Annotated in this window: 34 protein-coding genes and 1 tRNA gene; 34 read left to right on the top strand and 1 reads right to left on the bottom strand. The window is 32.0% G+C overall.

All coding sequences use genetic code 11. The features are described from left to right. Positions 1–140: 140 nt before the first annotated feature. From trmD to FZC34_RS02250, 34 genes are all read left to right on the top strand, one after another. On the top strand, positions 141–923 hold the full coding sequence (gene trmD, locus FZC34_RS02415; RefSeq protein WP_148971868.1) for a tRNA (guanosine(37)-N1)-methyltransferase TrmD: 783 nt from the start codon (positions 141–143) through the stop codon (positions 921–923). After that, on the top strand, positions 910–1248 hold the full coding sequence (locus FZC34_RS02410) for a 50S ribosomal protein L19 (RefSeq protein ID WP_148971867.1): 339 nt from the start codon (positions 910–912) through the stop codon (positions 1246–1248). The genes trmD and FZC34_RS02410 overlap by 14 nt, the downstream gene beginning before the upstream one ends. Further along, positions 1248–1628, top strand: a complete 381-nt coding sequence (rpsL, locus tag FZC34_RS02405; RefSeq protein WP_148971866.1) for a 30S ribosomal protein S12 — start codon at positions 1248–1250, stop codon at positions 1626–1628. The genes FZC34_RS02410 and rpsL overlap by 1 nt, the downstream gene beginning before the upstream one ends. A gap of 9 nt (positions 1629–1637) precedes the next feature. Beyond that, positions 1638–2111, top strand: coding sequence for a 30S ribosomal protein S7 (rpsG, locus tag FZC34_RS02400; RefSeq protein ID WP_148971865.1), 474 nt, complete (start codon positions 1638–1640; stop codon positions 2109–2111). Continuing rightward, positions 2111–4171: an elongation factor G gene (gene fusA / locus FZC34_RS02395; protein ID WP_148971864.1), complete on the top strand. Its 2061-nt coding sequence runs from the start codon at positions 2111–2113 to the stop codon at positions 4169–4171. The genes rpsG and fusA overlap by 1 nt, the downstream gene beginning before the upstream one ends. A 64-nt stretch (positions 4172–4235) precedes the next feature. Beyond that, complete coding sequence (locus FZC34_RS02390; protein ID WP_187440025.1) at positions 4236–4610, top strand: 30S ribosomal protein S10; 375 nt, start codon at positions 4236–4238, stop codon at positions 4608–4610. Continuing rightward, positions 4607–5269, top strand: coding sequence for a 50S ribosomal protein L3 (gene rplC, locus FZC34_RS02385; RefSeq protein WP_148971862.1), 663 nt, complete (start codon positions 4607–4609; stop codon positions 5267–5269). Before FZC34_RS02390 ends, rplC begins: the two co-directional genes overlap by 4 nt. Further along, the gene (gene rplD / locus FZC34_RS02380; protein ID WP_148971861.1) at positions 5266–5958 is read left to right on the top strand and encodes a 50S ribosomal protein L4; all 693 of its coding nucleotides are present in this window, start codon (positions 5266–5268) and stop codon (positions 5956–5958) included. The genes rplC and rplD overlap by 4 nt, the downstream gene beginning before the upstream one ends. After that, positions 5955–6266 carry a 50S ribosomal protein L23 gene (gene rplW / locus FZC34_RS02375; protein ID WP_148971860.1) on the top strand — a complete coding sequence of 104 codons (312 nt, stop codon included), beginning with the start codon at positions 5955–5957 and terminating at the stop codon, positions 6264–6266. Before rplD ends, rplW begins: the two co-directional genes overlap by 4 nt. Then, the gene (gene rplB, locus FZC34_RS02370) at positions 6263–7117 is read left to right on the top strand and encodes a 50S ribosomal protein L2 (protein ID WP_148971859.1); all 855 of its coding nucleotides are present in this window, start codon (positions 6263–6265) and stop codon (positions 7115–7117) included. Before rplW ends, rplB begins: the two co-directional genes overlap by 4 nt. Then, entirely contained in the window at positions 7114–7386 is a 273-nt protein-coding gene (rpsS, locus tag FZC34_RS02365; protein WP_148971858.1) for a 30S ribosomal protein S19, read from the top strand. The genes rplB and rpsS overlap by 4 nt, the downstream gene beginning before the upstream one ends. Continuing rightward, positions 7383–7718, top strand: a complete 336-nt coding sequence (locus FZC34_RS02360) for an uL22m family ribosomal protein (protein WP_148971857.1) — start codon at positions 7383–7385, stop codon at positions 7716–7718. The genes rpsS and FZC34_RS02360 overlap by 4 nt, the downstream gene beginning before the upstream one ends. Positions 7719–7736: 18 nt before the next feature. Then, a complete protein-coding gene (rpsC, locus tag FZC34_RS02355) occupies positions 7737–8369 on the top strand; it encodes a 30S ribosomal protein S3 (protein WP_148971856.1) in 633 nt (210 codons plus the stop codon). A gap of 10 nt (positions 8370–8379) precedes the next feature. Beyond that, entirely contained in the window at positions 8380–8790 is a 411-nt protein-coding gene (rplP, locus tag FZC34_RS02350; protein ID WP_148971948.1) for a 50S ribosomal protein L16, read from the top strand. Positions 8791–9837: 1047 nt separating this feature from the next. Beyond that, entirely contained in the window at positions 9838–10344 is a 507-nt protein-coding gene (locus FZC34_RS02345; protein ID WP_148971855.1) for a GyrI-like domain-containing protein, read from the top strand. A gap of 269 nt (positions 10345–10613) precedes the next feature. Then, positions 10614–10760 (top strand): 50S ribosomal protein L29, encoded by a 147-nt coding sequence (rpmC, locus tag FZC34_RS02855; protein ID WP_148971854.1) that lies wholly within the window; start codon positions 10614–10616, stop codon positions 10758–10760. Further along, on the top strand, positions 10753–10992 hold the full coding sequence (gene rpsQ, locus FZC34_RS02335) for a 30S ribosomal protein S17 (protein ID WP_148971853.1): 240 nt from the start codon (positions 10753–10755) through the stop codon (positions 10990–10992). The genes rpmC and rpsQ overlap by 8 nt, the downstream gene beginning before the upstream one ends. Continuing rightward, positions 10982–11341, top strand: coding sequence for an uL14 family ribosomal protein (locus FZC34_RS02330; protein WP_148971852.1), 360 nt, complete (start codon positions 10982–10984; stop codon positions 11339–11341). Before rpsQ ends, FZC34_RS02330 begins: the two co-directional genes overlap by 11 nt. A 1-nt stretch (position 11342) precedes the next feature. Beyond that, a complete protein-coding gene (gene rplX / locus FZC34_RS02325) occupies positions 11343–11666 on the top strand; it encodes a 50S ribosomal protein L24 (RefSeq protein WP_148971851.1) in 324 nt (107 codons plus the stop codon). After that, positions 11663–12208, top strand: coding sequence for a 50S ribosomal protein L5 (gene rplE, locus FZC34_RS02320; RefSeq protein WP_148971850.1), 546 nt, complete (start codon positions 11663–11665; stop codon positions 12206–12208). The genes rplX and rplE overlap by 4 nt, the downstream gene beginning before the upstream one ends. Then, complete coding sequence (gene rpsN, locus FZC34_RS02315) at positions 12201–12506, top strand: 30S ribosomal protein S14 (RefSeq protein ID WP_148971849.1); 306 nt, start codon at positions 12201–12203, stop codon at positions 12504–12506. The genes rplE and rpsN overlap by 8 nt, the downstream gene beginning before the upstream one ends. Positions 12507–12515: 9 nt before the next feature. Beyond that, complete coding sequence (gene rpsH / locus FZC34_RS02310; protein WP_148971848.1) at positions 12516–12899, top strand: 30S ribosomal protein S8; 384 nt, start codon at positions 12516–12518, stop codon at positions 12897–12899. Continuing rightward, positions 12899–13438: a 50S ribosomal protein L6 gene (gene rplF / locus FZC34_RS02305; RefSeq protein ID WP_148971847.1), complete on the top strand. Its 540-nt coding sequence runs from the start codon at positions 12899–12901 to the stop codon at positions 13436–13438. The genes rpsH and rplF overlap by 1 nt, the downstream gene beginning before the upstream one ends. Continuing rightward, positions 13438–13803, top strand: coding sequence for a 50S ribosomal protein L18 (gene rplR, locus FZC34_RS02300; protein ID WP_148971846.1), 366 nt, complete (start codon positions 13438–13440; stop codon positions 13801–13803). Before rplF ends, rplR begins: the two co-directional genes overlap by 1 nt. After that, entirely contained in the window at positions 13803–14414 is a 612-nt protein-coding gene (locus tag FZC34_RS02295; protein WP_148971845.1) for a ribosomal protein S5, read from the top strand. The genes rplR and FZC34_RS02295 overlap by 1 nt, the downstream gene beginning before the upstream one ends. 130 nt (positions 14415–14544) lie before the next feature. After that, positions 14545–14997 (top strand): 50S ribosomal protein L15, encoded by a 453-nt coding sequence (rplO, locus tag FZC34_RS02290; RefSeq protein WP_148971844.1) that lies wholly within the window; start codon positions 14545–14547, stop codon positions 14995–14997. After that, entirely contained in the window at positions 14997–16280 is a 1284-nt protein-coding gene (gene secY, locus FZC34_RS02285; RefSeq protein WP_148971843.1) for a preprotein translocase subunit SecY, read from the top strand. The genes rplO and secY overlap by 1 nt, the downstream gene beginning before the upstream one ends. Further along, positions 16280–16912: an adenylate kinase family protein gene (locus FZC34_RS02280; RefSeq protein WP_148971842.1), complete on the top strand. Its 633-nt coding sequence runs from the start codon at positions 16280–16282 to the stop codon at positions 16910–16912. The genes secY and FZC34_RS02280 overlap by 1 nt, the downstream gene beginning before the upstream one ends. 38 nt (positions 16913–16950) lie before the next feature. Beyond that, positions 16951–17304, top strand: coding sequence for a ribosomal protein uS13 (locus FZC34_RS02275; RefSeq protein ID WP_148971841.1), 354 nt, complete (start codon positions 16951–16953; stop codon positions 17302–17304). Further along, entirely contained in the window at positions 17304–17696 is a 393-nt protein-coding gene (gene rpsK / locus FZC34_RS02270) for a 30S ribosomal protein S11 (RefSeq protein WP_148971840.1), read from the top strand. The genes FZC34_RS02275 and rpsK overlap by 1 nt, the downstream gene beginning before the upstream one ends. Next, complete coding sequence (gene rpoA / locus FZC34_RS02265) at positions 17689–18615, top strand: DNA-directed RNA polymerase subunit alpha (RefSeq protein ID WP_148971839.1); 927 nt, start codon at positions 17689–17691, stop codon at positions 18613–18615. The genes rpsK and rpoA overlap by 8 nt, the downstream gene beginning before the upstream one ends. Continuing rightward, on the top strand, positions 18615–18965 hold the full coding sequence (gene rplQ, locus FZC34_RS02260; RefSeq protein ID WP_148971838.1) for a 50S ribosomal protein L17: 351 nt from the start codon (positions 18615–18617) through the stop codon (positions 18963–18965). The genes rpoA and rplQ overlap by 1 nt, the downstream gene beginning before the upstream one ends. Positions 18966–19861: 896 nt before the next feature. Next, positions 19862–20506 (top strand): ribonuclease D, encoded by a 645-nt coding sequence (locus tag FZC34_RS02255; RefSeq protein ID WP_246119067.1) that lies wholly within the window; start codon positions 19862–19864, stop codon positions 20504–20506. A gap of 418 nt (positions 20507–20924) precedes the next feature. Further along, a tRNA-Glu gene (locus FZC34_RS02250) sits at positions 20925–20997 on the top strand. 674 nt (positions 20998–21671) lie between these two features. Here FZC34_RS02250 and FZC34_RS02245 read toward each other — a convergent pair. Next, positions 21672–22670 carry an NAD(P)/FAD-dependent oxidoreductase gene (locus FZC34_RS02245; protein WP_187440023.1) on the bottom strand — a complete coding sequence of 333 codons (999 nt, stop codon included), beginning with the start codon at positions 22668–22670 and terminating at the stop codon, positions 21672–21674. Positions 22671–22724: the final 54 nt, after the last annotated feature.

Here is a 22724-nt window from a genome sequence, read left to right as displayed (position 1 = left end):
CATATTGTATATTATTAGGTCCACTTTCATGCTTAGTTATGATCTATTATGCTTGTTAGTGCGATTGATATGGTATTTGTGGCATTGTCATAATGATTTGATATATTGATATGTATTTTTCTTTATCATAACATAAGATCATGTCTGTATGGAATGTAAATATTGGAACTATATTTCCAAATGTTTTCCCTGGAACTTTAGGTGTGTCTTGTTTGGGCAAATCTCATGGGAAGCAATGGAACCTATTTGTGCAAGATTTGCGAAACTATACAAAAGACAAGCACAAAACTATTGATGACACTCCATTTGGAGGTGGCCCTGGCATGGTTATGAAGTGTGATGTTTTAGATGCGTGGCTACATGAGTCTTATAATCATGCAAATAACTCTGAAAGTAATGCAGAAAAAAATGATAAATATAAGGAAATTCGTAATCGCGGGAAGATAATATATATGTCTCCCAGAGGAAGGGCTTTCAACCAAAGTTATGCGTCAGAATTAATCAAAACTGATCTGCATATTCTTTGTGGCAGATATGAAGGTGTAGATTCAAGATTGCTAAAGCATTGGGAAATAGAAGAAGTAAGTATGGGAGATTATATTTTATGTGGAGGGGAAGTTGCTGCAATGACTCTCGTAGAAACTTGCGTTCGATTGATTCCTGGAGTTCTTGGAAATCCGCAATCTATTGAAAGTGATACATTTTCAAATGGCCTTTTAGAGCATGATCAATATACTAGGCCAGATATTTGGGTTCCAAAGGATAGTAAAATGGAGTACAATACGCCGTGTGTTCTAAAATCCGGAAATCATAAAGAGATTTCTAGTTGGAGGCAAAGTAACAGTGAAACTTTGACCAAAAACAGGAGATCTGATTTGTGGGTTGAGTATATTAGAAAGAAGGAGAAAAATGTACATTCTTGAACTGTTTGAAAAGCGAAAGAAGGAAGCAGCAGTAGCAAGGTTAAATTCAGATAATTTTAGAGCTGGAGATACTGTTGCTGCTCATATTCAGTCTGAAGAAAAAAGCTCTAAACCTTTTGTTGGGGTGTGCATTAGAAAAAGTGCTTCTACAGCATTGCTTAGAGAAGTAATAGGAAATGAAGCGGTAGAATTCATTTTCCCCTTGTATTCTAATGTAAAATTTGAACTATTAAGATCTGCAAAGGTTCGTAGAGCTAGGTTGTATTATCTAAGAGATCTTAAGGGTAAGAAAGCAAGATTAAAAGAAAGGTATAAAAGGTCATAATGCCAACATTAAGACAATTGTGTAGAAAAAGTAATGGTGGAAGACAGGATAAAGCTAGTAGAGTTAAGTTTCCAGCTTTAAGAGGATCCCCACAAAGAAAAGGGACGTGTGTTAAGGTGTTTAACATGACTCCAAGAAAGCCTAACTCTGCTCAAAGAAAAGTTGTGAGGGTTATGCTTACAACTGGAATCGAAGTTACTGCTGCAGTTCCTGGTGAAGGTCACTCTTTGCAAGAGCATTCTATTGTGCTTGTAAGAGGAAAAGGTCCTCCTGATTTGCCTGGTGTAAACTATAGGGTAGTTAGAGGTATTTTAGATGCTAAAGGTGTCGAAGCAAGAAGGGGAGCTCGTTCTAGATACGGTGCTTCTAAGCCGAAATAAGGAGTTTTTATGGGTCGTAGAAAAAGTAAATTAAGCAAATCAGATTCTAATGTATTATTCGATAGAGATATATTAGGTAGTTTTGTTAGAAGAGTAATGAAAGATGGTAAAAAGCAAATCGCTGAAAATATTGTAAATGAGTCATTTAGAATTGCTTCAGAAGAGTTGAATAATGATGTTCAAAAAATTGCTAAAGAAGTGATCAATAAGGTCAAGCCTATAGTTGAAGTTAAGTCTAGACGTGTTGGTGGATCTACATATCCAGTTCCTGTTGAAGTAAGGCCTAAGAGAGCTTACATGCTTGCTTTGAAGTGGACTATTGATGCTGCAAATAATAAAAAAGGCATGTGCATGATCAAGAAATTTTCTTCTGAATTAATAAACATTATTAGTGGTGGAAAAAGTGATGCAATGACCAAGAGAGAAAATGTTCATAAGATGGCTGAGGCTAACAAAGCATTTGAACATTTTGGGAGCAAGTAATGGCTTCAAAAATTGATTTAAAGTTATACAGAAATATTGGTATTGTTGCTCATATTGATGCTGGTAAGACCACTACTACTGAAAGAATTCTTTATTATACAGGTAAAACTTATAAAATTGGTGAAGTTCATGATGGTGCGGCTACTATGGATTATATGGCTCAAGAGCAAGAGCGTGGAATTACTATCGTTTCTGCTGCCACAACATGTTTTTGGAAAGATCATCAATTTAATTTGATTGACACTCCAGGTCACGTTGATTTTACAATTGAAGTAGAGAGATCTTTGAGGGTTCTTGATGGTGCAGTTGTTGTTTTTGATGGTGTTGCTGGTGTTGAGCCTCAATCTGAAACTGTATGGAGGCAAGCTGATAAGCATGCAGTTCCTAGAATTTGTTTTGTAAACAAGATGGATAGATCTGGAGCTGATTTTTTCAGATGTTTTGATATGATCAAATCTAGATTGGGTGCAAAAGGTGTTGCGCTTAATATTCCTATTGGTTCAGAATCTGAGTTCAAAGGAATTGTAAACATCGTTGAGATGAATGCAATTGTTTGGAAAGGTGATAACCTTGGTGCATCTTTTGATGTGATTGATATTCCTGAAGATTTGGTTGAGCAAGCAAATGAATATAGAGAAAAATTAATTGATGTTGTTTCAGAATTTGATGACAATATTATGGGCAAATACTTGAATGGTGAAGAAGCTTCTGCGCAAGAAATAAAGGATGCGATTAGATCTGCTGTGATTGGATCTAAAATCTTTCCTGTATTTTGTGGATCTGCATTTAAAAATAAGGGTGTGCAAACACTTCTTGATGCAGTTATAGATTACTTGCCATCTCCTTTGGATTTGCCTGCTACAAAGGGAATTGATCCTGTTAGCAAAGAAGAAATTATTAGAAAAGCTGATGAAAATGAGCCATTTTGTGGTCTTGCATTTAAGATTACATGTGACCAATTTGTCGGTTCTTTGACATATTTCAGAGTTTATTCTGGTAAGATTTCTGCTGGAGATCAGATTTACAATAGTAGTCGCGGATCTAAAGTTCGTGTAGGTAGAATGTTGATTCTTCATGCGAATGATAGAGAAGATATTAAACATGCAAGTGCTGGTGATGTAATTGCGCTTTGTGGAATTGATGCTGTTACTGGTGATACTCTTTGTGATGCCCAAAACAAGATTGTGTTGGAGACAATTTCAGCTCCTGATCCTGTGATTTCTCTTTCTGTTGAGCCTAAAACCAAAGCAGATAGAGATAAGCTTGCTAAAGGTTTGGAATCTCTTGTAAAAGAAGACCCTTCATTTAAGGTTAGCTCAGATCATGAAACAGATCAGACTTTGATTCACGGAATGGGTGAATTGCAGCTTGAAATTATTGTAGATAGATTGAAAAGAGAATTTAAAGTTGATGCTCTTGTTGGTAATCCTCAGGTTGCATACAGAGAAACTATTAGCAAAGATTCTAAAATTTTGTATGAGCACAAAAAGCAAAGTGGTGGAGCTGGTCAATATGCGAAAGTGGAAATGATTTTCGAACCTCTAGAAAGAGGAGAGGGTTTCCAATTTGTTAACAAAATTCGTGGTGGAGCGATTCCTATTGAATATATTCCTGGAGTTGAAAAAGGATTAAAATCTGCATTGACTTCTGGTTTGTATGGTTATCCTGTTGTTGACTTTAGAGTGAGCCTTATTGATGGATCTTACCATGATGTTGACTCTAGTGTTTATGCGTTCGAAATTGCTGCTAAAGAAGGTTTTAGGCAAGCAATTAAGAGTGGGTCAGTACTTCTAGAGCCTGTGATGAAAGTAGAAGTCATTGCGCCAGAAGAGTATGTTGGTAGCATTGAAGGTGATTTGACAAAAAGGCGTGGTGTTTTTGAAGACAAAGAATATTTGGCTGGAGGAACTAATATTATTAAGTATTTTGTACCTCTATCCTCTATGTTTGGATATATTAATGATTTGAGATCTAGTACTCAAGGTAGAGCTACTTTCTCTATGTCTTTTGATCATTACAGATCTGTGCCTAAGAATTTGGTAGAAAGTATTTTAAAGTGAGATTGATTTATTTGATAATATGCGTTAATCTCGTGAAGGATTGTTTATGATAGTAAGGGAAAATATGAATACTGAGCAGAAAAAGAAAACTGATTCAGTTAGTGGAATATTAAAGAAGAAATTTAAGAAAAAAGGCTTTGTTAGAGTTATTTTAAGATCTTCTGATGTATTTTCATTAGATAAAGCTGCATTGCTTTTGGTAGAAAATGTTAAAAAAGTAATAGGTTCTGGAAATGTAATAGGTCCTGTGCCTTTGCCTAAAAAGCGAAAAGTATGGACTATTCTTTCTAGTCCTCACATTGACAAAAAAGCTAGACATCAGCTTGAGAGATTTGTGAGAACAAGAATTATAGAACTACCCTCTTCGAAAGAAGTGATGGATATTTTGGATGGAAGTTGTTCCATTCCTGCATCAGTGGAGATTGAGATTAAAGCATGAAAAATTTTGGATTGTTATGTAAGAAAATGGGAATGTCTCAAGTAATGTGTGATGGAAGTTTTATTCCTCTTACATTGTTATATATTGAGTCTCCTATTGTTATTGGTTTTAAAACTATGGATCGTGATGGCTATTCTGCTGTTATAATTGGTTTCGGTAATTCAAGCTTGAAATCTTGGAACAAATCTCAACATGGTCTTTGTCAATATGAAGGAAGAGTGTTTGAAAAAGTAAAAGAGTTTAGAGTTATGAATGTTGAGAAATTCAACATAGGTGACGCTATTTCTGTTTCAGACTTTTTTGCTCAAAATGAATTCGTTGATGTTCAAGGAATTAGTCTTGGTAGAGGATTCTCTGGTGGTATGAAAAGGCATGGATTTAGTGGATTAAGAGCTTCTCATGGTGTGTCAAAAGCACATAGGAGTGGTGGTTCTACAGGTTCTAGAAAGCCAAGCAGAGTTCTAAAAGGTAAGAAAATGGCTGGAAGATATGGTGCTGAAACAATTACTGTTAAGAATATGAAAATCAAATATATCGAAGAAAAAGTTGATTTATTAGATAGCGGTGGATCTATTGTTGGTGTTTATGGTGCCGTGCCTGGATCTAAAGGCTCTTTCTGTGGTTTGTATAAATCTGTATCTTTGGGAGAGAAGTTATGAATAAAGAATTAATGAATAGCGTTTTGAATTTTGAAGGTGTGTCTGTTGGAAATGTGAATCTGGATCCATCTATATTTTCAGTAAAAGTGAATCAAGTTGTTTTGTATGAAGTGATTAGATGGCATATGTCTAAAAATAGACAAGGAACTCACTCAACTAAAGGCGTTTCTGAAGTTTCTGGTTCTACAAAAAAGTGTAGACCTCAAAAGGAAAGTGGAAAAGCTAGGCAGGGTGATGGTAGAGAGCCTCACTTTAGAGGTGGTGGAGTTTCCTTTGGCCCAAAGCCTAGATCTTATGAGTTTGATCTTAATAAAAAAGTTAAGAAATTAGCAGTTAAAATGTCTATCTCTAAAAAAATGAATGAAGAAAGTATTTTGTTTGTTGATGATCTTGCAAATCACTCATCTAATAAAACTTCTGATTTTTCAAAAATGCTAGAAAACATTTTGAAAGATAGCGCAAAAAAAGTGTTTAAAGATAAAGATAAGAAAATTTTGAAAGATCAATCTAAGATAAAAGTGTTGTTTATTGCAAATACTTTTCAAGAGTCGTTTGAAAGAGGGGCGTCAAATCTTCATAATGTGAATTTATTGAAATTAGCAGGTCTTAACTCTTTGTCTATTTTAAAGCATGATATCGTTGTATTTGATAAGAATGTTTTGGAAGATATGGAAGGTAGATTAAAATGAATCAAGAAATTATGTTGTTAAGCTCGATTATCAAGAAATTTAGCGGGAATATTTTCTCTGAAAAAGCGATAGCTATGTCTAAGTATGGTGTGTTGACACTAAAATTTAGCAAAGATATTTCAAAAAGCATTATTAAATCAATGTGTAAGAATATGCTTGGAGTAGATGTTATTGATGTTAATACTTGTAATGTGAAAAGCAAATCGAAATTCTTTAAGGGTGTGAAAGGAAAGAAAGCATCTTTCAAAAAAGCATTTGTTAGAATTTCAAAAGAAGATATTTCTAAGATTACGGAGGTTGCATCATGAAAAGCAATATAATCACATCTCAAGAAGTTGTTTTAAAATATTATGATCCTATGACTCCAGCTCAAAGAGGAACAGTATTAGTTGATAAAAGATCTTTGTGGAAAGGGTCTCCTGTAAAATCTTTAGTTAAAGGTGTTGCTAGAAAAGGTGGAAGAAACTCTTCTGGAAAATTGACTGTAAGATATAGAGGTGGTGGATCGAAATATATAATGAGAATGGTTTCTTTTTATGACAAATCTATTTGGAATAAGTCTGGAATTATTGAGAGATTTGAATATGATCCTTCCAGAACTGGATTTATTTCTTTAGTGGATTTTGGAAATGAAAGAAAATATTTGCTAACTACTGCTGGAATGAAGCAAGGAGATAAAATAGAAATTGGTGAAACAGTGTCTGTTGTTCCTGGAAATGCAACGTTTTTGAAAAATGTGCCTAATGGTGTTCAAGTTCATAGCATTGAATTAGTTCCTGGTAGAGGAGCTGTGGTTTCTAGATCTGCTGGATCATACTCTACTATATTGGGTAGAGAAGGCGAATATATCATTCTGAAACTTACCTCTGGAGAAAAAAGAAAATTCTTAGGAGATTGTAAGTGTATAATTGGATCTGTTTCAAATCCTGATCATAAGAATGAGAAAATTGGTAAAGCTGGTAGAAACAGATGGAAAGGCATTAAGCCTCATGTGCGTGGTGTTGCCATGAACCCAGTTGATCACCCTCATGGTGGTGGTGAAGGTAAAACTTCTGGTGGTAGACACCCTTGTTCTCCTTGGGGTCTTTCTGCTAAAGGTAAGAAGACAAGATCTAAGAGAAAAGTAAATAAAATGATTGTGGGAGGATCTAAAAAATGAGTAGATCAATAATTAAAGGACCTTTTGTTGATTCTCACTTGTTCAAACATGTTGAGAGAAATAAAGAAGGAAAAAAAGTTGGATCAATTAAAACTTGGTCTAGAAGATCAATGATTATTCCATCTTTTGTTGGTATAACTTTTTTGGTACATAATGGGAGAAAGTTTATTCCTGTTTATGTTACAGAAGCTATGATTGGTCATAAGTTAGGTGAATTTTCTTTTACTAGAAAGCATTTGCCTCATGGAAATAAGAGGGCTAATAAATGATTAATAGATTTGTAGTTGCGAAAAGCAATAAAATATATGGTAAGCCATTTTGTTTTCAAATGATTGCTAGATCAATGAGTGGGTGTGATGCTCATAGAGTTGTTGGAGCTTTAGATCATATGCCAGGGAAATATGCTAGAATTTTGAAAACATTGGTTGATTCAGCTATTGCTAACGCGATGGACAAAGGTATTGATGGATCATTAATAGTAGATGAAGTTGTAGTTGGAAGAGGAAAGTATTTGAAAAGAATAGAGTTTAAAGGTAGAGGAAGAGTTGGAACTAAGTACAGACCTTTTTCTAATATAAGAGTGGTTTTAAAAAATGTTTAAAGTAAGGTTTGGTGTTTAATGGGTAATAAGGTACCTTTATTTAATTTATGGGCAAAGAAGTATTCTTCTGATTGGTTTTGTAATTACAAATCATATGCTAAGAATATTCTTGAAGATGAAAAAATAAGATCTTTAATGAGATCTTTTGATAAAGCTTATAGATGGGATATGTCTGCTGTAAATATTGCTAGATTATCTAATAATATACATATAGAGATTAAGGCTGCGAGACCTGGAATTATCATAGGTAAATCTGGGAGAGATTTAGATTTATTGAAAGATAGAATTGCTTCAGCTTTGCCTGAAACTGCGTCTTTGAAAATACAGGTTAATCCTGTTAGAAAGCCAGAGATGGATGCTAAGTGCATAGCAGAAAAAATCGCTTTTGATATTTCTAAAGGAAAGCAATATAAATTTTTGATTAAAAGATATGTTGCTGATGCAATGAGATTTGGTCTTAAAGGAATTAAAATTATTTGTTCTGGTAGATTGGGTGGAGTTGAAATCGCTAGAAAGTTTGCAATTGCACAAGGTAGTGTTCCTAGGCATACTATAAGAGCTGATATAGATTATGCATTAGCTGTTGCTAAAACCAACTCTGGTTTATGTGGTGTGAAAGTATGGACCTATAAAGGAATAAGGAGTAAATAATTAAATGAGTATGTTACAACCTAAAAAAAGAAAATTCAAATATGGATTGAAAAAAGTTCCAAAAGGTATGGCGACTAGAGGTTTTAGTTTGCAGGGAGAGTATGGATTAAAAGCCATGGCTCATGCACGTGTTACTTCAAGGCAAATTGAGGCTTGTCGTAGTGCGATTAGACGTTCTATGAAACGTGCTGGTAAATTGTTAATTAGAATTTTTCCACATAATCCTATTAGCTCTAAACCGCAAGAAGTCCGAATGGGTAGTGGTAAAGGAAGTGTTGATAGATATGTAGCTATGGTTAGACCTGGTGCGATATTGTTTGATATTGCTGGTGTGACTGGAGAAACTGCAAAGCAGGCGTTAGCTCTTGCTGCAGCAAAGCTTCCTATGCAAGTGAAATTTGTTGAAAAAGGTGTTTTTTAATTTATATCACTCTGGCATTTCTGCCATAAAATTAGATTGAGCAGCATATTTGTTGTGTTCAGCAATTGTTAAATTTATTTAGATAATGCTTTTTATGTGAATTTACATAATCAAATTTTTACAAAAATATTATTTTTTATTGTTTCCAATATATATGAGATTATATACTTTATAATGAATAGGTATGCTGTAAATATCAAACCTTATAATTATATTTATTAGAAATGACTTTAACAATAAGAATTGTTTTACAGGATAAAAGATATTTTAAAGCGATTATACTTTAAGAAATGATATATATGATTTTTTATTAAGCCTAGCTATTTTGGGAATAGAATTTAGTTATGTTTTTATTGAATTCAAATTGTTCTCATGAACTGAAATGAATGATATATATGATTGATATATAATCCTGAATCAAACTAATAAATGGTGGGCGATTTAGTTTCATAATGATAGTGATAAATAAAATAAGCATAAATAAAACAATAACACTCCAAATCGCCTGATATTATAATCTTCCAAATCGCCTGATATTATAATCTCAAGTGGGCTTATTGTAAGGTTGTTGGAATTTTGATGTTTAATAGATTGCATAATAATTGATTGAATATATAAAGGAGTATTAATTTATAATTAAAAGCATTTCCTAATAAATATATTTAAAGATCAGCAAATCAAGTTTATAGTGATATATTTTGAGAGCTATAAGGCTGAGTATACTGCGTAAAGCTATGAGAATATTGATTGGTTAGTAAATTGAGCATATAAATAAAAAAGCAGTAGCGTAAATAAATAAGCAGAGATATTTTATTGAAACTATGTTGTATGCGAACAAAGCATTAGATATAGTTTGAATCATGAATGCGCTGTATATAAACCATACACTTAATAAGTTATGCTATTGCATCAAATTAATTATGAAATTCAAAGGTAAGTCATGGGGATTTATGTATATTTAATATGGAGATATATGCAAATAATTATAGGGTATTGCCCTGCTCTTCCAAATTTAATATACAATATAGGTTGAAGGAAGAAGTGGTTATGAATAAAAAGCAAACAACATTGTTGGGAATGAAATTAATTGGAATTTCAGTTAAAACCAGCAATGCAAACGAAATGGATCCAACAAAAGGCAAAATATTGAATACAATCAACCAGTATTTAAACAATGACATTTCATCTAAGATTCCGAATAGAAAGAATCCAGGTGTTATGTATTGTGTTTATGCTAATTATGAAAAAGATGAGCATGATGAGTACACTTACTTTGTTGGAGAGGAAGTATATGAAGGGGCTGAGCTAGTCAATGCAGATTCTGATGCTTTAGTAGTTTTGAATATTCCTGTGCAAAGTTATATGAAATTCACAGAAGGGCCTGGAGAAATGCCAGGTGTCTGTATTAGTGCGTGGAGGAAGATCTGGGGAATGAATAGCAGTGACCTTGGTGGAGAACGCGCGTATATCGCAGATTTTGAAGTTTATGATGAGCGCGCTAAAGATCCTAGCAATTCAGTTTTTGACATTTATGTTGGTATTAAAAGTAGTTGAAGTGAAAGATTTGATATAAGTTGATACTGAAAGCTTAAGGTGAATGTTATGATATCTTTACAATAGTATTCTTATAATTCGTTGTAGGGGATATTTATAGTGTTATGATTACAAATCACTCATAGAAAAATGATTTTTATGTTTGGTTGAGTGAGCTATATAAGTTAGTTAACCTTTTTATCTTTAGTTAAATAAGCTATGTTAACCATACCAACTTTCTTATCTTTGGTTCTCTAGATTTAAATTTGAATATATAGTACATTTTATGTATGTCTGAAAAATTATTAGAACTTATGAGTAGCTATCTAGAGTTGAAGTTTCAGCATTCTAAAAAAGCCCTAAAAAATACTTCTGAATTGAAGAAAATTAGGAGAAAGATTGCTAAAATGAAGACTATAGAGGTGAAGAATGACTAAGTACATAAGTGGGAAAGTTGTGTCATGCTCTGCTGACAAAACTGTGTCTATTGAAATTAAGAGAAGATTCAAGCATCCTGTCTATAAAAATATTATTACTAGATCTAAGAAATTCATGATTCATGATCCTATGAATACATGTAAAGTTGGGGATAACGTCAAAGCGAAGGCTTGCGCTCCAATTTCTAAGAGAAAACATTGGTGTTTCGTGGAGGTAGTCAGTGATTTATAAAGAGACTATATTAAATGTTGCTGATAACTCTGGAGCTAAAAAGGTGAAATGTTTTAATATGGGTTCTCGTAATGGAGATGCTCGTGTTGGGCATAAAATTAGAGTGTCCGTTAGAAGAGCTGAGCCTAATGCTAATGTTAAAGAGGGTGAAGTTCATTACGCAGTAATAGTTAGAACAAAATCCATGATCTATAGAAAAAATGGTCTTAAATGGAGAAGTGGTGACAATGCAGTTGTATTAGTTGACGCTAAGGGTAAAATGCTTGGAACTAGAGTTTTAGGATGTGTTGCTAGAGAAAGTGGAGCTACTGATTCTGCTATTACATCTAGAGCTTTGAAGGTGTATTAAAATGAATATTAAGAATATTAATCTAAGAGTCAAAACAGGGGATTCTGTGATTTTGACTTGTGGTAATGATAAAGGTAAAGTTGGAGAAATCTTAAAAGTAGATAAGAAGAATATGCGTGTTGTGGTTAAAGGTGTAAATATTAAAAAGAAACACCAAAAGCCTACAAATGACACTCAAGGTGGAATAGTAGAGATGGAAAAATCTGTGCATATTTCTAATGTTGCGCATGTTTTGGATGGGAAAGCTGCTAAAGTTACATATAGCATTAAAGATGATAAAAAAGTTTTAGTGTTTAAAAAATCTGAAAAAGAGGTTAGATCATGAATCGTTTAAGTAATTTATTTAAAAAATCTATTGCTTCTGAAGTTCAAACAAAGCTTTCATTAAGTAATCCATTTGCGGTTCCAAAGCTTTCAAAAATTGTTGTTAGTGCTGGATGTGGTAAGTATTTAAAAGAGCAAAATAAGATTGATTTTGTTTTTGAGCAAATTATGAAAATTACAGGTCAATTGCCTGTAAGAGCTATAGCTAAAAAATCTGTTGCTGGATTCTCTGTTAGAGAGGGTATGGTATCTGGGGTGCATGTTACTTTAAGAAAAGATGCTATGTATAATTTTGTAGATAGATTGGTTTATCTAGCTCTTCCTAGAGTTAGAGATTTTCATGGAATGTCTTTAAATGCATTTGATGGAAATGGAAACTATAATCTTGGAATTAGAGATCATACTATATTTTTCGAAAGTGATGATGCATTTTCATTTGGGTTGAATATTGCAATTATTACTTCTGCTACTACTGATAAAGAATGCAAAGCTCTTTTAGAGGGCTTGTTATTTCCATTTAGAGAAAGGGTTCAAAATGTCTAAAACTAGTATGATTTATAGAAATAAAGAGAGACTAAGATTAAGTAAGAAATTTGAGAGTATAAGAAAAGAATTAAAAAAAACAATTAGGGATCCTAAATTAGAATGGAAAGATAAGGTTGTTGCAATGAAAAAATTGAATGATCTTCCTAAGAAAAGTATTTCTATTAGATATAGAAGAAGATGCGAATTGACCGGTAGACCAAGAGGTGTACATAGAGAATTCGGTATTTGCAGAATTAAAATAAGAGAGTTTGCTTTGGCTGGATATCTTCCAGGTGTTGAGCAAGCGAGCTGGTGAGGTGGTTTTATGAATGATATAGTTTCTGATACTTTAGCTAGAATAAGGAATGCTTATTTAGTTGGTAAAGAGGTTGTTGTAGTACAAAAATCTAAATTTGTTAAGAGCATTTTAGAGGTTATGAAAAGTGAAGGTTTCATTGCAGATATAGAAGAATCTGATAGATCAATGAATGTTACTTTAAAGTATGATATAAAGGGTGTTCCTGTAATTAGAGGAATGAAAAGAATTTCTAAATCTTCAAGAAGATTTTATGTTCAGTCTAAAGACTTAAAGAACATGAGAAGAAAAAGATTTGCCTTATCTGTTATTAGTACGCCTAATGGAGTTCTATCTGACATCAAAGCATATGCTCAAGGTGTTGGTGGTGAGCTTGTTTGTGAGGTTTACTAATGTCTAGATTGGCGAGAAATCCTATTGTATATGCTGATGGCATTGTTTGTACTTTTGCTGACAAAGTTTTAGCGATCAAAGGATCTAATGGTGAGATTCAAATCAAAATTCCATATTTCTTAGATTTGGATGTTTCTGATAAATCCATGATGATTTCTCTGAATGATCCAGCTGGAAAGAAAAGTAGAAACTTTCCTATGTTAGGCACTATTAGAGCGCAAATAGTTTCTGCTATTAAGGGCATTAATAACCCATTCAAAAAAACTTTAGAGTTATCTGGAACTGGTTATAAAAGTGCTATAAAGGGAGATATTTTAGAGATGTCACTTGGATATAGTCACCCTATTGAAGTGAAAGTTCCACCTTCTTTAAAAGTTGTATGTGTTAAGCCTACACTTATAGAAGTTTATGGAATTAAGTCTGAAGAAGTTGGTAAGTTTGTAGCAGAAGTTGTTGCATATAGAAAGCCAATACCATATAAAGGTGGTGAAATATTGCCCGATGGTAAAGGTGTAATTAAGAAAGCAGGTAAAAGATAATGTCTAGATTGGCTATATCATTTTGCAGAAGACAGCAAAGAAGAAGATATAAATTAAGGTTAAATAATGCTGGTAATAGATTAAGATTATCTGTTTTTAAATCTAATAAGTTTATATATGCCCAAGCTATAGATGATGCAAACCACATTACTATCGCCTCTGTTAGCTCTAATTCTAAAGATTTTCCAAAAGATTCATTGAAAACTTATGGTATGGAAAGCTTTAAATGGATTGGAAAGCAAATTGCTGACAAATTAAAAGCGAAAAATAAAACAAAAATTGTTTTCGATATTGGTGGATGGAAAATGCATGGTTGTATTAAAGCTCTTGCTGATACTGCAAGAGAAAATGGATTGGAGTTCTAATGAATAATATGCAAGAAAGCAATGCAAATATAAATCAAAAAAAATCAAATCAGCATTTTTCAAAAACATCTGATGCTTCTAGACGTCCTAGAAAATTTGATACTTCTAGAAAAAAAGTGAATGACCATTTGATTAAGAACGTTCTTTCATTAAACTGGATTGCAGCTGTTACAAAAGGTGGAAAAAGACAAAGAGTTTGTGCTTTTGTTATTGTTGGAGATGGAAATGGATCTGCAGGCTATAGCTTAGGTAAGTCAAAAGAAGTTTCAGATGCAGTAAGAAAAGCGATTGATAAAGCTTCTAGATCTATGTTTAAAGTTTCTTTGAAAGCTGGAAGAACATTCCATCATGATGTAGAGACTAAATATTGTGGAACAAGAATTTGTTTAAGATCTGCTCCATCTGGAACTGGTATCATTGCTAGTGAAGTTGTAAGATCTTCTTTGGAGGCATTGGGAGTGAAAGATGCCGTTGTAAAAACTATTGGTAGTAACAATCCATACAATGTTGTTAAAGCTTTGTTTAAGGCTATATTCAGCATGCAATCTCCAAAAATCATTGCCCTAAGAAGAGGGGTAGAGTTTGATAAAATAATTGGTAAAAACGTTTAATAAAACTTACTGATTTATTTGCAAACATAACATTATAAATTTTCCAATTTGAATTTCTCTTAGTGTATTATTATGGTTATAAATATAATTTAGCTTTGTAATTTTTGTGTTTCTCTGATATCTTATTAGCATGATATTAAATTTAATTAAGCCATCTAATATGAAAAATAGAAAAAGAGTTGGCAGAGGAATTGGTTCTGGAACCGGAAAAACTTCAGGTGCAGGTCACAAAGGACAATGTGCAAGATCAGGAGTTTCTATTAAAGGTTTTGAGGGTGGTCAAACTCCTTTATATAGGCGTTTGCCAAAAATTGGTTTTACTTCTAGGAAAAAAACCTTAGATAATACTTATACAATGAATTTAAGAGATTTGCTTTTTGCTTTTGAAAAAGGAATTTTAAATAAAAATGAAACTGTTAGCTTAGAGTCCTTAAAAGCAGTAAAAATTGCTAAATCTGAAGACAAATTAAAATTGATTGGAAAAGGGTCGATAACTTTCCCAATTAAAATCAAGTTGAACTCAATTACATCAGGGGCAAAAAGTTCTATTGAATCTGCGAATGGTGCAGTAGAAGGAATATAATGAATTCCATTTTCAACAACATGAAAACCTTTAAGGACGTGATGTCTAGAATATCATTTACTTTTTTTATTGTTTGTTTATACCGATTTGCAGTTTTTGTTCCTATTGCAGGTATAGATTTAACAGCCGTATCTTCATTTCTAGAAACTAAATTTAATGCGAAGTTTTTTAGTATATTTAACTCTTTCTCTGGAAGAGCTTTAGAGCGAATGTCTATCATGTCTTTGGGTTTGGCTCCTTACATCTCTGCTAGCATTGTTATTCAATTGCTAACGTCTTCTGTTCCTAAATTTAGAGAATTGAAAAAAGATGGACCTTCAGGTCAAGCAAAAATCAAGCAATATACTAGATATCTAACATTGCTATTAGTAATATTACAATCATATTCTTTGTCTTTATTCTTAGAATATTCTAGCGAGGCTAATAATCCGTTAGTGATGTATCCTGGTTATTTCTTTAGAATATCTACAGTGTTGTCTTTGATGGGATCTACATTACTTGTGATGTGGTTTGCTGAGCAAATTACAGCAAGAGGAATTGGAAATGGTTCTTCAATGTTGATTTTTGTTAATATTATAAGTGCGTCATTCATAGGATCTATCAATTTTATTGGGATGATTTTTAAAGGACATGTTTCATTGCCATATGCATTGTTTTATATTGCGCTTATATGCACTTTGTTACTTATTGTTGTTATTTTTGAAAGTGCAATGAGGGTTGTTCCTATTCAATTTCCTAACAATAGAATGATGATGAATAAAAATCATGAGATGCCAGTAAAGCTAAATGTATCAGGTGTATTACCTCCTATGTTTGCTCAGATGTTTTTAGGTTTTATCATATTTGGACTAAACAGTCTTTTGAATTTGTCATTTTTGAATTTAAGCGATTCGTATAAAAATTTACTACACAATAATAATTTGAATATTGCGTTAAAAGCTATTATGATTATGTTTTTTGCCTTTGTATATGCTACTATGACTTTTAACCCAGAAGAAGTTGCTGATAATCTAAAGAAGAATGGGGTTTTTGTTCCTGGAGTTCGCCCTGGAGAAAAAACAAAACAGTTTTTTACAAAATTAATTACACATTTGACAGTGTTTGGTTCTGTGTATTTAGTGAGCATTTCTATTATTCCTGATTTTCTGCTTGATAAATCTAGTGATATATATATAAATGGAACTAGTTTATTGATTATTGTTGGTGTAACATTAGAATTTTTCTCACATGTACACTCTCATATTAGCTCTAATAAGATGAAGACAGGAAAATTTAGAAGATAATGTTGAATTTAGCATTTTTGGGCCCTCCTGGATCTGGAAAAGGGACTCAAGCACTTATTGTGTCAGCAAAGCTAAAGTTAGATTTAGTTTCTATGGGTGATATGCTAAGAGAAGAATGTGAGTCAGGAAGTGTGTTAGGAAATGAGATTAATCAACTTATATCAAAAGGAAATTTAGTTCCTATACACATAATAAAAGATATGATTCATAAAAAAGTTAAATCTGCAGATCATGGTATTTTATTTGATGGAATACCTCGTAATATAGATCAAGCTATTTTCTTAGATGATGCGTTAAGTGATTTAAAGCAGAAGCTATCATGTGTTATTGAGTTTCAAATATCATCAGAAGATGTGATTAATAGGCTGAAAAAGCGTTATATATGCTCTGATTGCTCTGCTATACTATCTATTGATAATAATGACCTGGCTTGCAATAAATGTGGGTCATTTAATATAGAAAAAAGAGATGATGATATCTCTGAAAATGCAATTCAAAATAGATTGCAAATTTTTGGCGAAGAGTCAAAAAAAATTCTTGAATTTTATGCTGCAAAAAACATTTTGCATAAGATTAATGCTGATCAAAATTTTAATGATGTTACAAATAGCATTTTAAGCTTGATCTGTTGATTCTTTTTCTTTATAATTTCTCTGTTGGAGGTCTCTAAGTGAGAATTTATGGGTTTGTTTTACCTAAGAAAAAAGTTTTTAAATACGCTTTGAGAGCGATTTATGGTATAGGTCATCATAGGGCTGAGATTATATGTAAAGATATGAACATTGAAGATTCTGTTAGAGTTCATGATCTTGATGATTCTCATGCTGTTCAGTTGGGTAAAACAATTGAAAAGTATGGATTTATCATTGGGCCAGATTTGCAAAGATCTATCAATAACGATATTAAAAGACTTCAAACTAATGGTAGCTTAAGAGGTAGAAGGCATTTGTATGGTCTCCCAGTACGTGGGCAAAGAACTAAATCTAATGCTAAGTCTGTTAGGCGTAGAAAGAAAGTGATGTAATGATTAAAGCAAGAAGAAATGCACCAAGTAGAAAAAAAGAAACACATTCACATGTGACAGTTTATATTAGTGCAAGCTCTAATAATATCATTATGAGTGCTTTTTCTGATAAGACTAAAGCTGTTATTGCATGGTCTTCTCCAGGAGTTGTTGGATTCAAAGGTGCTAGAAAATCTACGCCATATGCATCACAAGCTGCAGCAGAAGATCTTTGTAATAAAATGAGTAGTTTTGGTGTAAAAAGTCTTTCAATTATTTTTAAAGGTCTTGGAAATGGTAGAGATTCTGCTGCTAAAACTTTTCAAGCTAGAAACTTTAGTGTGAAGACTATATTAGACAGAACTAGTTTCCCTTTTAATGGAGTAAAAATGCCAAGGAGGCGTCGTGTCTGATATTCAGAATAGTAATGAATATGTATTTGGACCGTTAGAGCCTGGATATGGTATAACTTTTGGTAATGCTGTAAGAAGAATTTTACTTTCTTCTATAAAAGGTTTGGGATTAGTAGGTTTCAAAATTAAAGGAGTGAATAATATTTTCTCCTCAATTAATGGTGTTTCAGAAGATGTAGAATATATTGCTGTAAATCTAAAAAAGATTGTATTCAAATCAGATTTAGAAGAATTTTCTATGACTCTTAATGCTAAGGGTGGTAAAGTTGATGCAAGTATGTTTGATTCTGTTCCAGGTGTGGAAATTTTAAATCCAGAACAATATATTTGTAATTTGTCTGATTCTGCTGATATTTCTATTGAGATTTTTGTTCAATCAGGCAAAGGTTATGTTTCATCTGATATGCTTGAAGTTCCAGAAGGATTTATCAAGCTTGATTCAGCTTTTAGTCCTATTGAAAGAGTTTCTTATAACGTAAAAGATATGAGAGTTGGTCAGAAAACTGATTATGATCAATTAAGCTTTAATATTAAAACAAATGGCAGTGTAGACTCTTATGATGCGTTAATGAAAGCTTTTAAAATCTTAAAGGATCAATCTGTTGATTTGATGGAAAAAGATGATGCTTCTGATGAAGAGGTAGAAGAAGTTGAAGTAATTGCAGATGCTAGGTGGAATGATGAAATTGCTTCTTCATTACAATTATCTAAGAGAGCTCAGAATGTGATATCAAATTTGAAGTTTATCTACATAGGTGATTTGATTACTGCGACAGAAAAAGATCTGTTTTCTGTTGCTGGTTGTGGTAGAACAACTGTTGATGAAATTAGATCAGTATTGCAATCTAAATATAAGTTTGATTTAGATACAAAAATAGAAGATTGGTCTGAAATTAGACCTAAAGGTATGGTGTTATAATGCGTCATTGCGTTAGTAAAGTAAAATTAAATAGAAAGCAAGGAAACAGAAAGGCATTAATTATGAACCTTTCTAGATCCTTATTGTTACATGGAAAAATCTGCTCTACAAAAGCAAAAATTGCTGCTTGTAGACCATTCTCTGAAAAAATGATTACATTGATGAGAAAAGGTGATTTAGCTTCTATACGAAAATTGATTTCTGTTTTCAGAGATAAAGATTACGTTAAAAATGTATCTGAAAAGATATCTGCTATGTATCAGGATAGAGATGGTGGTTATACCAGAACTATCAAAGTTGGTTTCCGTAAAGGTGACGGAGCCCCTATTTCTATTATAGAATTAGTTTAAACTGTAACCTGACTTAATTGGGAATTAGTATATATAAATTTCCATATTTATTTTAAGATTTTTTCATTAATTTAGTTTAAAATTTAATTGCTAATTTCTTTTCTAAGATTTGCAGTTTTATGAAGTTTTTATAAATATTTTAATTTTTTTCAAAGAACTTAATGTGCTCAAAGAAATAAATATTATTGCTAGAATGTTTGATATCTATACTGTTTGCATGATTGAAATTTAGTTTGAAATTCAAAAATCAATGCTTGCTCAATTAAATTCTTGCTGTTTTAATTAAATTTATAAGGTTATATTCTCTTGATTTTATTGATGATATTGTTATTTTGATTATATATTATTTGCTTACTGATTGTTTGATTTGATAATATTTAGTGCTTTAATAATAATTAGGCATATTAAATTACTGCATATTTATGATGTGATTTAGCTGTTACCCGTGAATGTATATATTCTTAAATAGTAGCATTTATCCCTATATATTAGATTGTTAATTAATATGCAATAAAAATAGAATTATATAATGAGAAATACTAAAGTAGGATGAGAATGTTATTTTTATACTATTTGCACAAAGAATAGATTTTCATATACTGCTAGTTTTACAGTTATTGCTCAGATGCATTATGATACTCATTTGATCAAGAAATAACTATTAGTAATGGTAGCGTATACTATTCTTTATATTATTTATATATATCAGTATATGCTTATTCAATATATATAATAGATAGAAATATCTTATAATAAATAAGGCATAGGTTTATATGTTACCAATAGGTTATTAATGAATAGTATAAGCTGTTAAAGAGTAGATAGCACTGATATCGCTAATAAACATGATAGCATTTAAATAGTGAAAATAAGTTGAGCATGTGATATTATGTGTAGTGAAAATAAATTATTATGGAGGGCAGGCTTGCAAAGTAATATTGCATGAAAATGATTTGCCTGATGATATTGAAATATCTGATTCAGTTGCTATAGATACAGAAACTACAGGATTGCATTTATATAGAGATAGGCTGTGTTTGGTTCAATTAACATTTAATGATGGGATTTGTCATTTGGTTCAAATCGATAAAGATCAAAAAGAAGCTAAAAATTTAACGGCTATTCTCGAAAATGAAAATATAGAAAAAATATTCCATTTTGGACGATTTGATATGGCAATTTTATATCAAGCTTTTAAAGTGATGCCTAGGCCGATTTACTGTACAAAGCTTGCATCTAAATTAATAAGAACATATACAGAACGACATGGATTGCGTGAATTATGTAGAGAGCTACTTGGTGTGGAAATTTCGAAAGATAAGCAGTCTTCTGATTGGGGAAGCGCTGAATTGCAAGATGATCAAAAAAATTATGCAGCGAAAGATGTTATATTTTTGCATAAATTACAAGATAAACTTACTGCAATGTTGTTGCGTGAAGGAAGGCATGATTTAGCAGTGTCTTGCTTTGATTTTCTAGAAAATCGTGTGAAATTGGATTGTGCTGGATGGCATGATGTTGATATTTTTGCACATTTGTAATGTGTGCGTGATTGTCATGCAAATTAGTTTTGCTATTTAATCAATCAATTGAACATATGTTCCACGTGGAACATTTTTATTTATAATTATAATGAAAAGATTTGTTAATATAATTATACTGTTACCCTTATCCTAATCTCTTAATATAATGGTTTGATCTTAATGATATATATATTGGTAATGTAGAATGGTTACGATGCTCCACATGAAATATATTGTTATAAGCTATATCATGAAACAAAGCTGATAAATTATCGATTGTATAAAATATCTTAAATAATAATTCTGCTATTATATATTTGTGCTTTATGTATAGTATTGAAGTTTCTTGATATTTAAGTACTATACGATCTGTTTTTTGATGATATTGTAAATGTATATTGATTTTTGATTGTTAGTTGCATATAATGTGGGGGTTGCCCTTATCGTCTAGAGGCCTAGGACGCCGCCCTTTCACGGCGGTAACACGGGTTCAAATCCCGTTGAGGGTGACTTGCAGTTTACTGTAAGCTCACTTCATTTTTTTTGAACAAAATCCACATTGAATGTTAGTTAATTTTTCTGAATATTTATTTATAATTTTAAGGTTTGTATATTTAATTGAGAAATATTTGCAATGGTATGCAGTATGAATGATTGTTGTATTGACTTATATTGATTAGCATAACATTAATGTTAATGTGCTTAACAATGCATATGCTGTAATGTTCCACGTGGAACAATTTGCATTGTGATGTTTATTGGTAATGTGCTGAGTTGAATAATAATGTTACTAGTATAAAACTAAATGTTTTGCATGGTATATAAATCAAACAATATGCTTTGAAATTATTTAGAGATGTTCCACGTGGAACAATTGTAATTATGGTCATGAGAATGTATTATCCAGCATTAGCAAATATATAAAGTGAATCTGATAAAAACACATGAGCTAAAGCATTATATTAGAATCTATAGCTACACCATTTTGGGCAAATGTTCCATGTGGAACAATTTATTCATAGCGAGATTTTCCTGCTTTATGTGTGGTTATATTTTCTTATTTGTATTTATACGATTATTCTGTTTATTGCATTTGAATTTTGTTTGTTTGAATTGAGCTTGAGATATGTATTTAGCATTATTGCTTAATATTATTGTTTTGTATGATAGGTTGGATGATAAATTATACAGTGTAAGGGGGTTTGATATATGGAGATTCTGCAAAAACATTTTTCCTAATGTGTAAGCTTGCTAATGAAGCTTCAGAAAATCCACATGTTATTAAATTGTGTCTGTTTTGGTAATATGACGCATCTCCTACAGCATATATTCCATCTGATGAAGTTTGTCCAGTAGCTGGATTGATTTTAATTTTAGATCCATATAAATCCACACCTAGATTATATACAAGGTCATTATTGCTTTGTAATCCATAACATGGAATTAAAGTATCAATTGAAATTTCTTTTGATTCTTTTGTGTCTTTATGTTTAATTTTTAAGTTACGTATTACGCGATCTGTACACCCATTTAGATTTTCTACTGTATATGGAGTTAAAATTTCACATTTACCAGTTTTTGCAATTTCATGTAATTTGTCCATAGATCCATCCATAGCTCTAAATTTATTTCTTCTGTGAATTAAAAATACTTTGTCTGCATAATCAGATAATGTTAAGCACCAATCTACAGCAGAATCTCCACCGCCTATTACAGCTACGTTTCCTGTGAATTGTTCAGGATTTTCTAATTTATAAAATACTTTGTTATATGAATCAATATCTTGCAGATCTGGTTTTTTAGGAGCAAAAGACCCTGCTCCAGATGAAATAATCATAGCTCTAGCTTTAATCGCTTTGTGTTGAGTGTGTAATATAAAGTGTTTATCATTTTTCTCTACATTTTGTATAGCAGTATCTAGAAGGATTTGTGGATTATATTGAATCATTTGATTATATAATCGGTCTATAAGATCTTGTGCATATATCTCTTTGAACCCTGCAACATCATATATATATTTATCTGGGTATAATGCTGTGCATTGCCCTCCTATTTCTGATCGTGAATCTATCAAAATACATTTTAAGCCTACTTGACCCAACATGAACACGCTAAATAGTCCACTAGGCCCTCCCCCAATCACAACAACATCAGTTTCAATTGTATTATTTACAATATTCATCATTTCTCCAATTTATATATTTTACATCTATTTGACAGGCTTTACAAATAATCC

The sequence above is a fragment of the Candidatus Cytomitobacter primus genome (assembly GCF_008189405.1).
Classification (GTDB): domain Bacteria; phylum Pseudomonadota; class Alphaproteobacteria; order CAJXXZ01; family 1604HC; genus Cytomitobacter; species Cytomitobacter primus.
The sequence above is the reverse complement of the archived record's forward strand: the minus strand, read 5'-3'. Positions and strand labels throughout refer to the sequence as shown.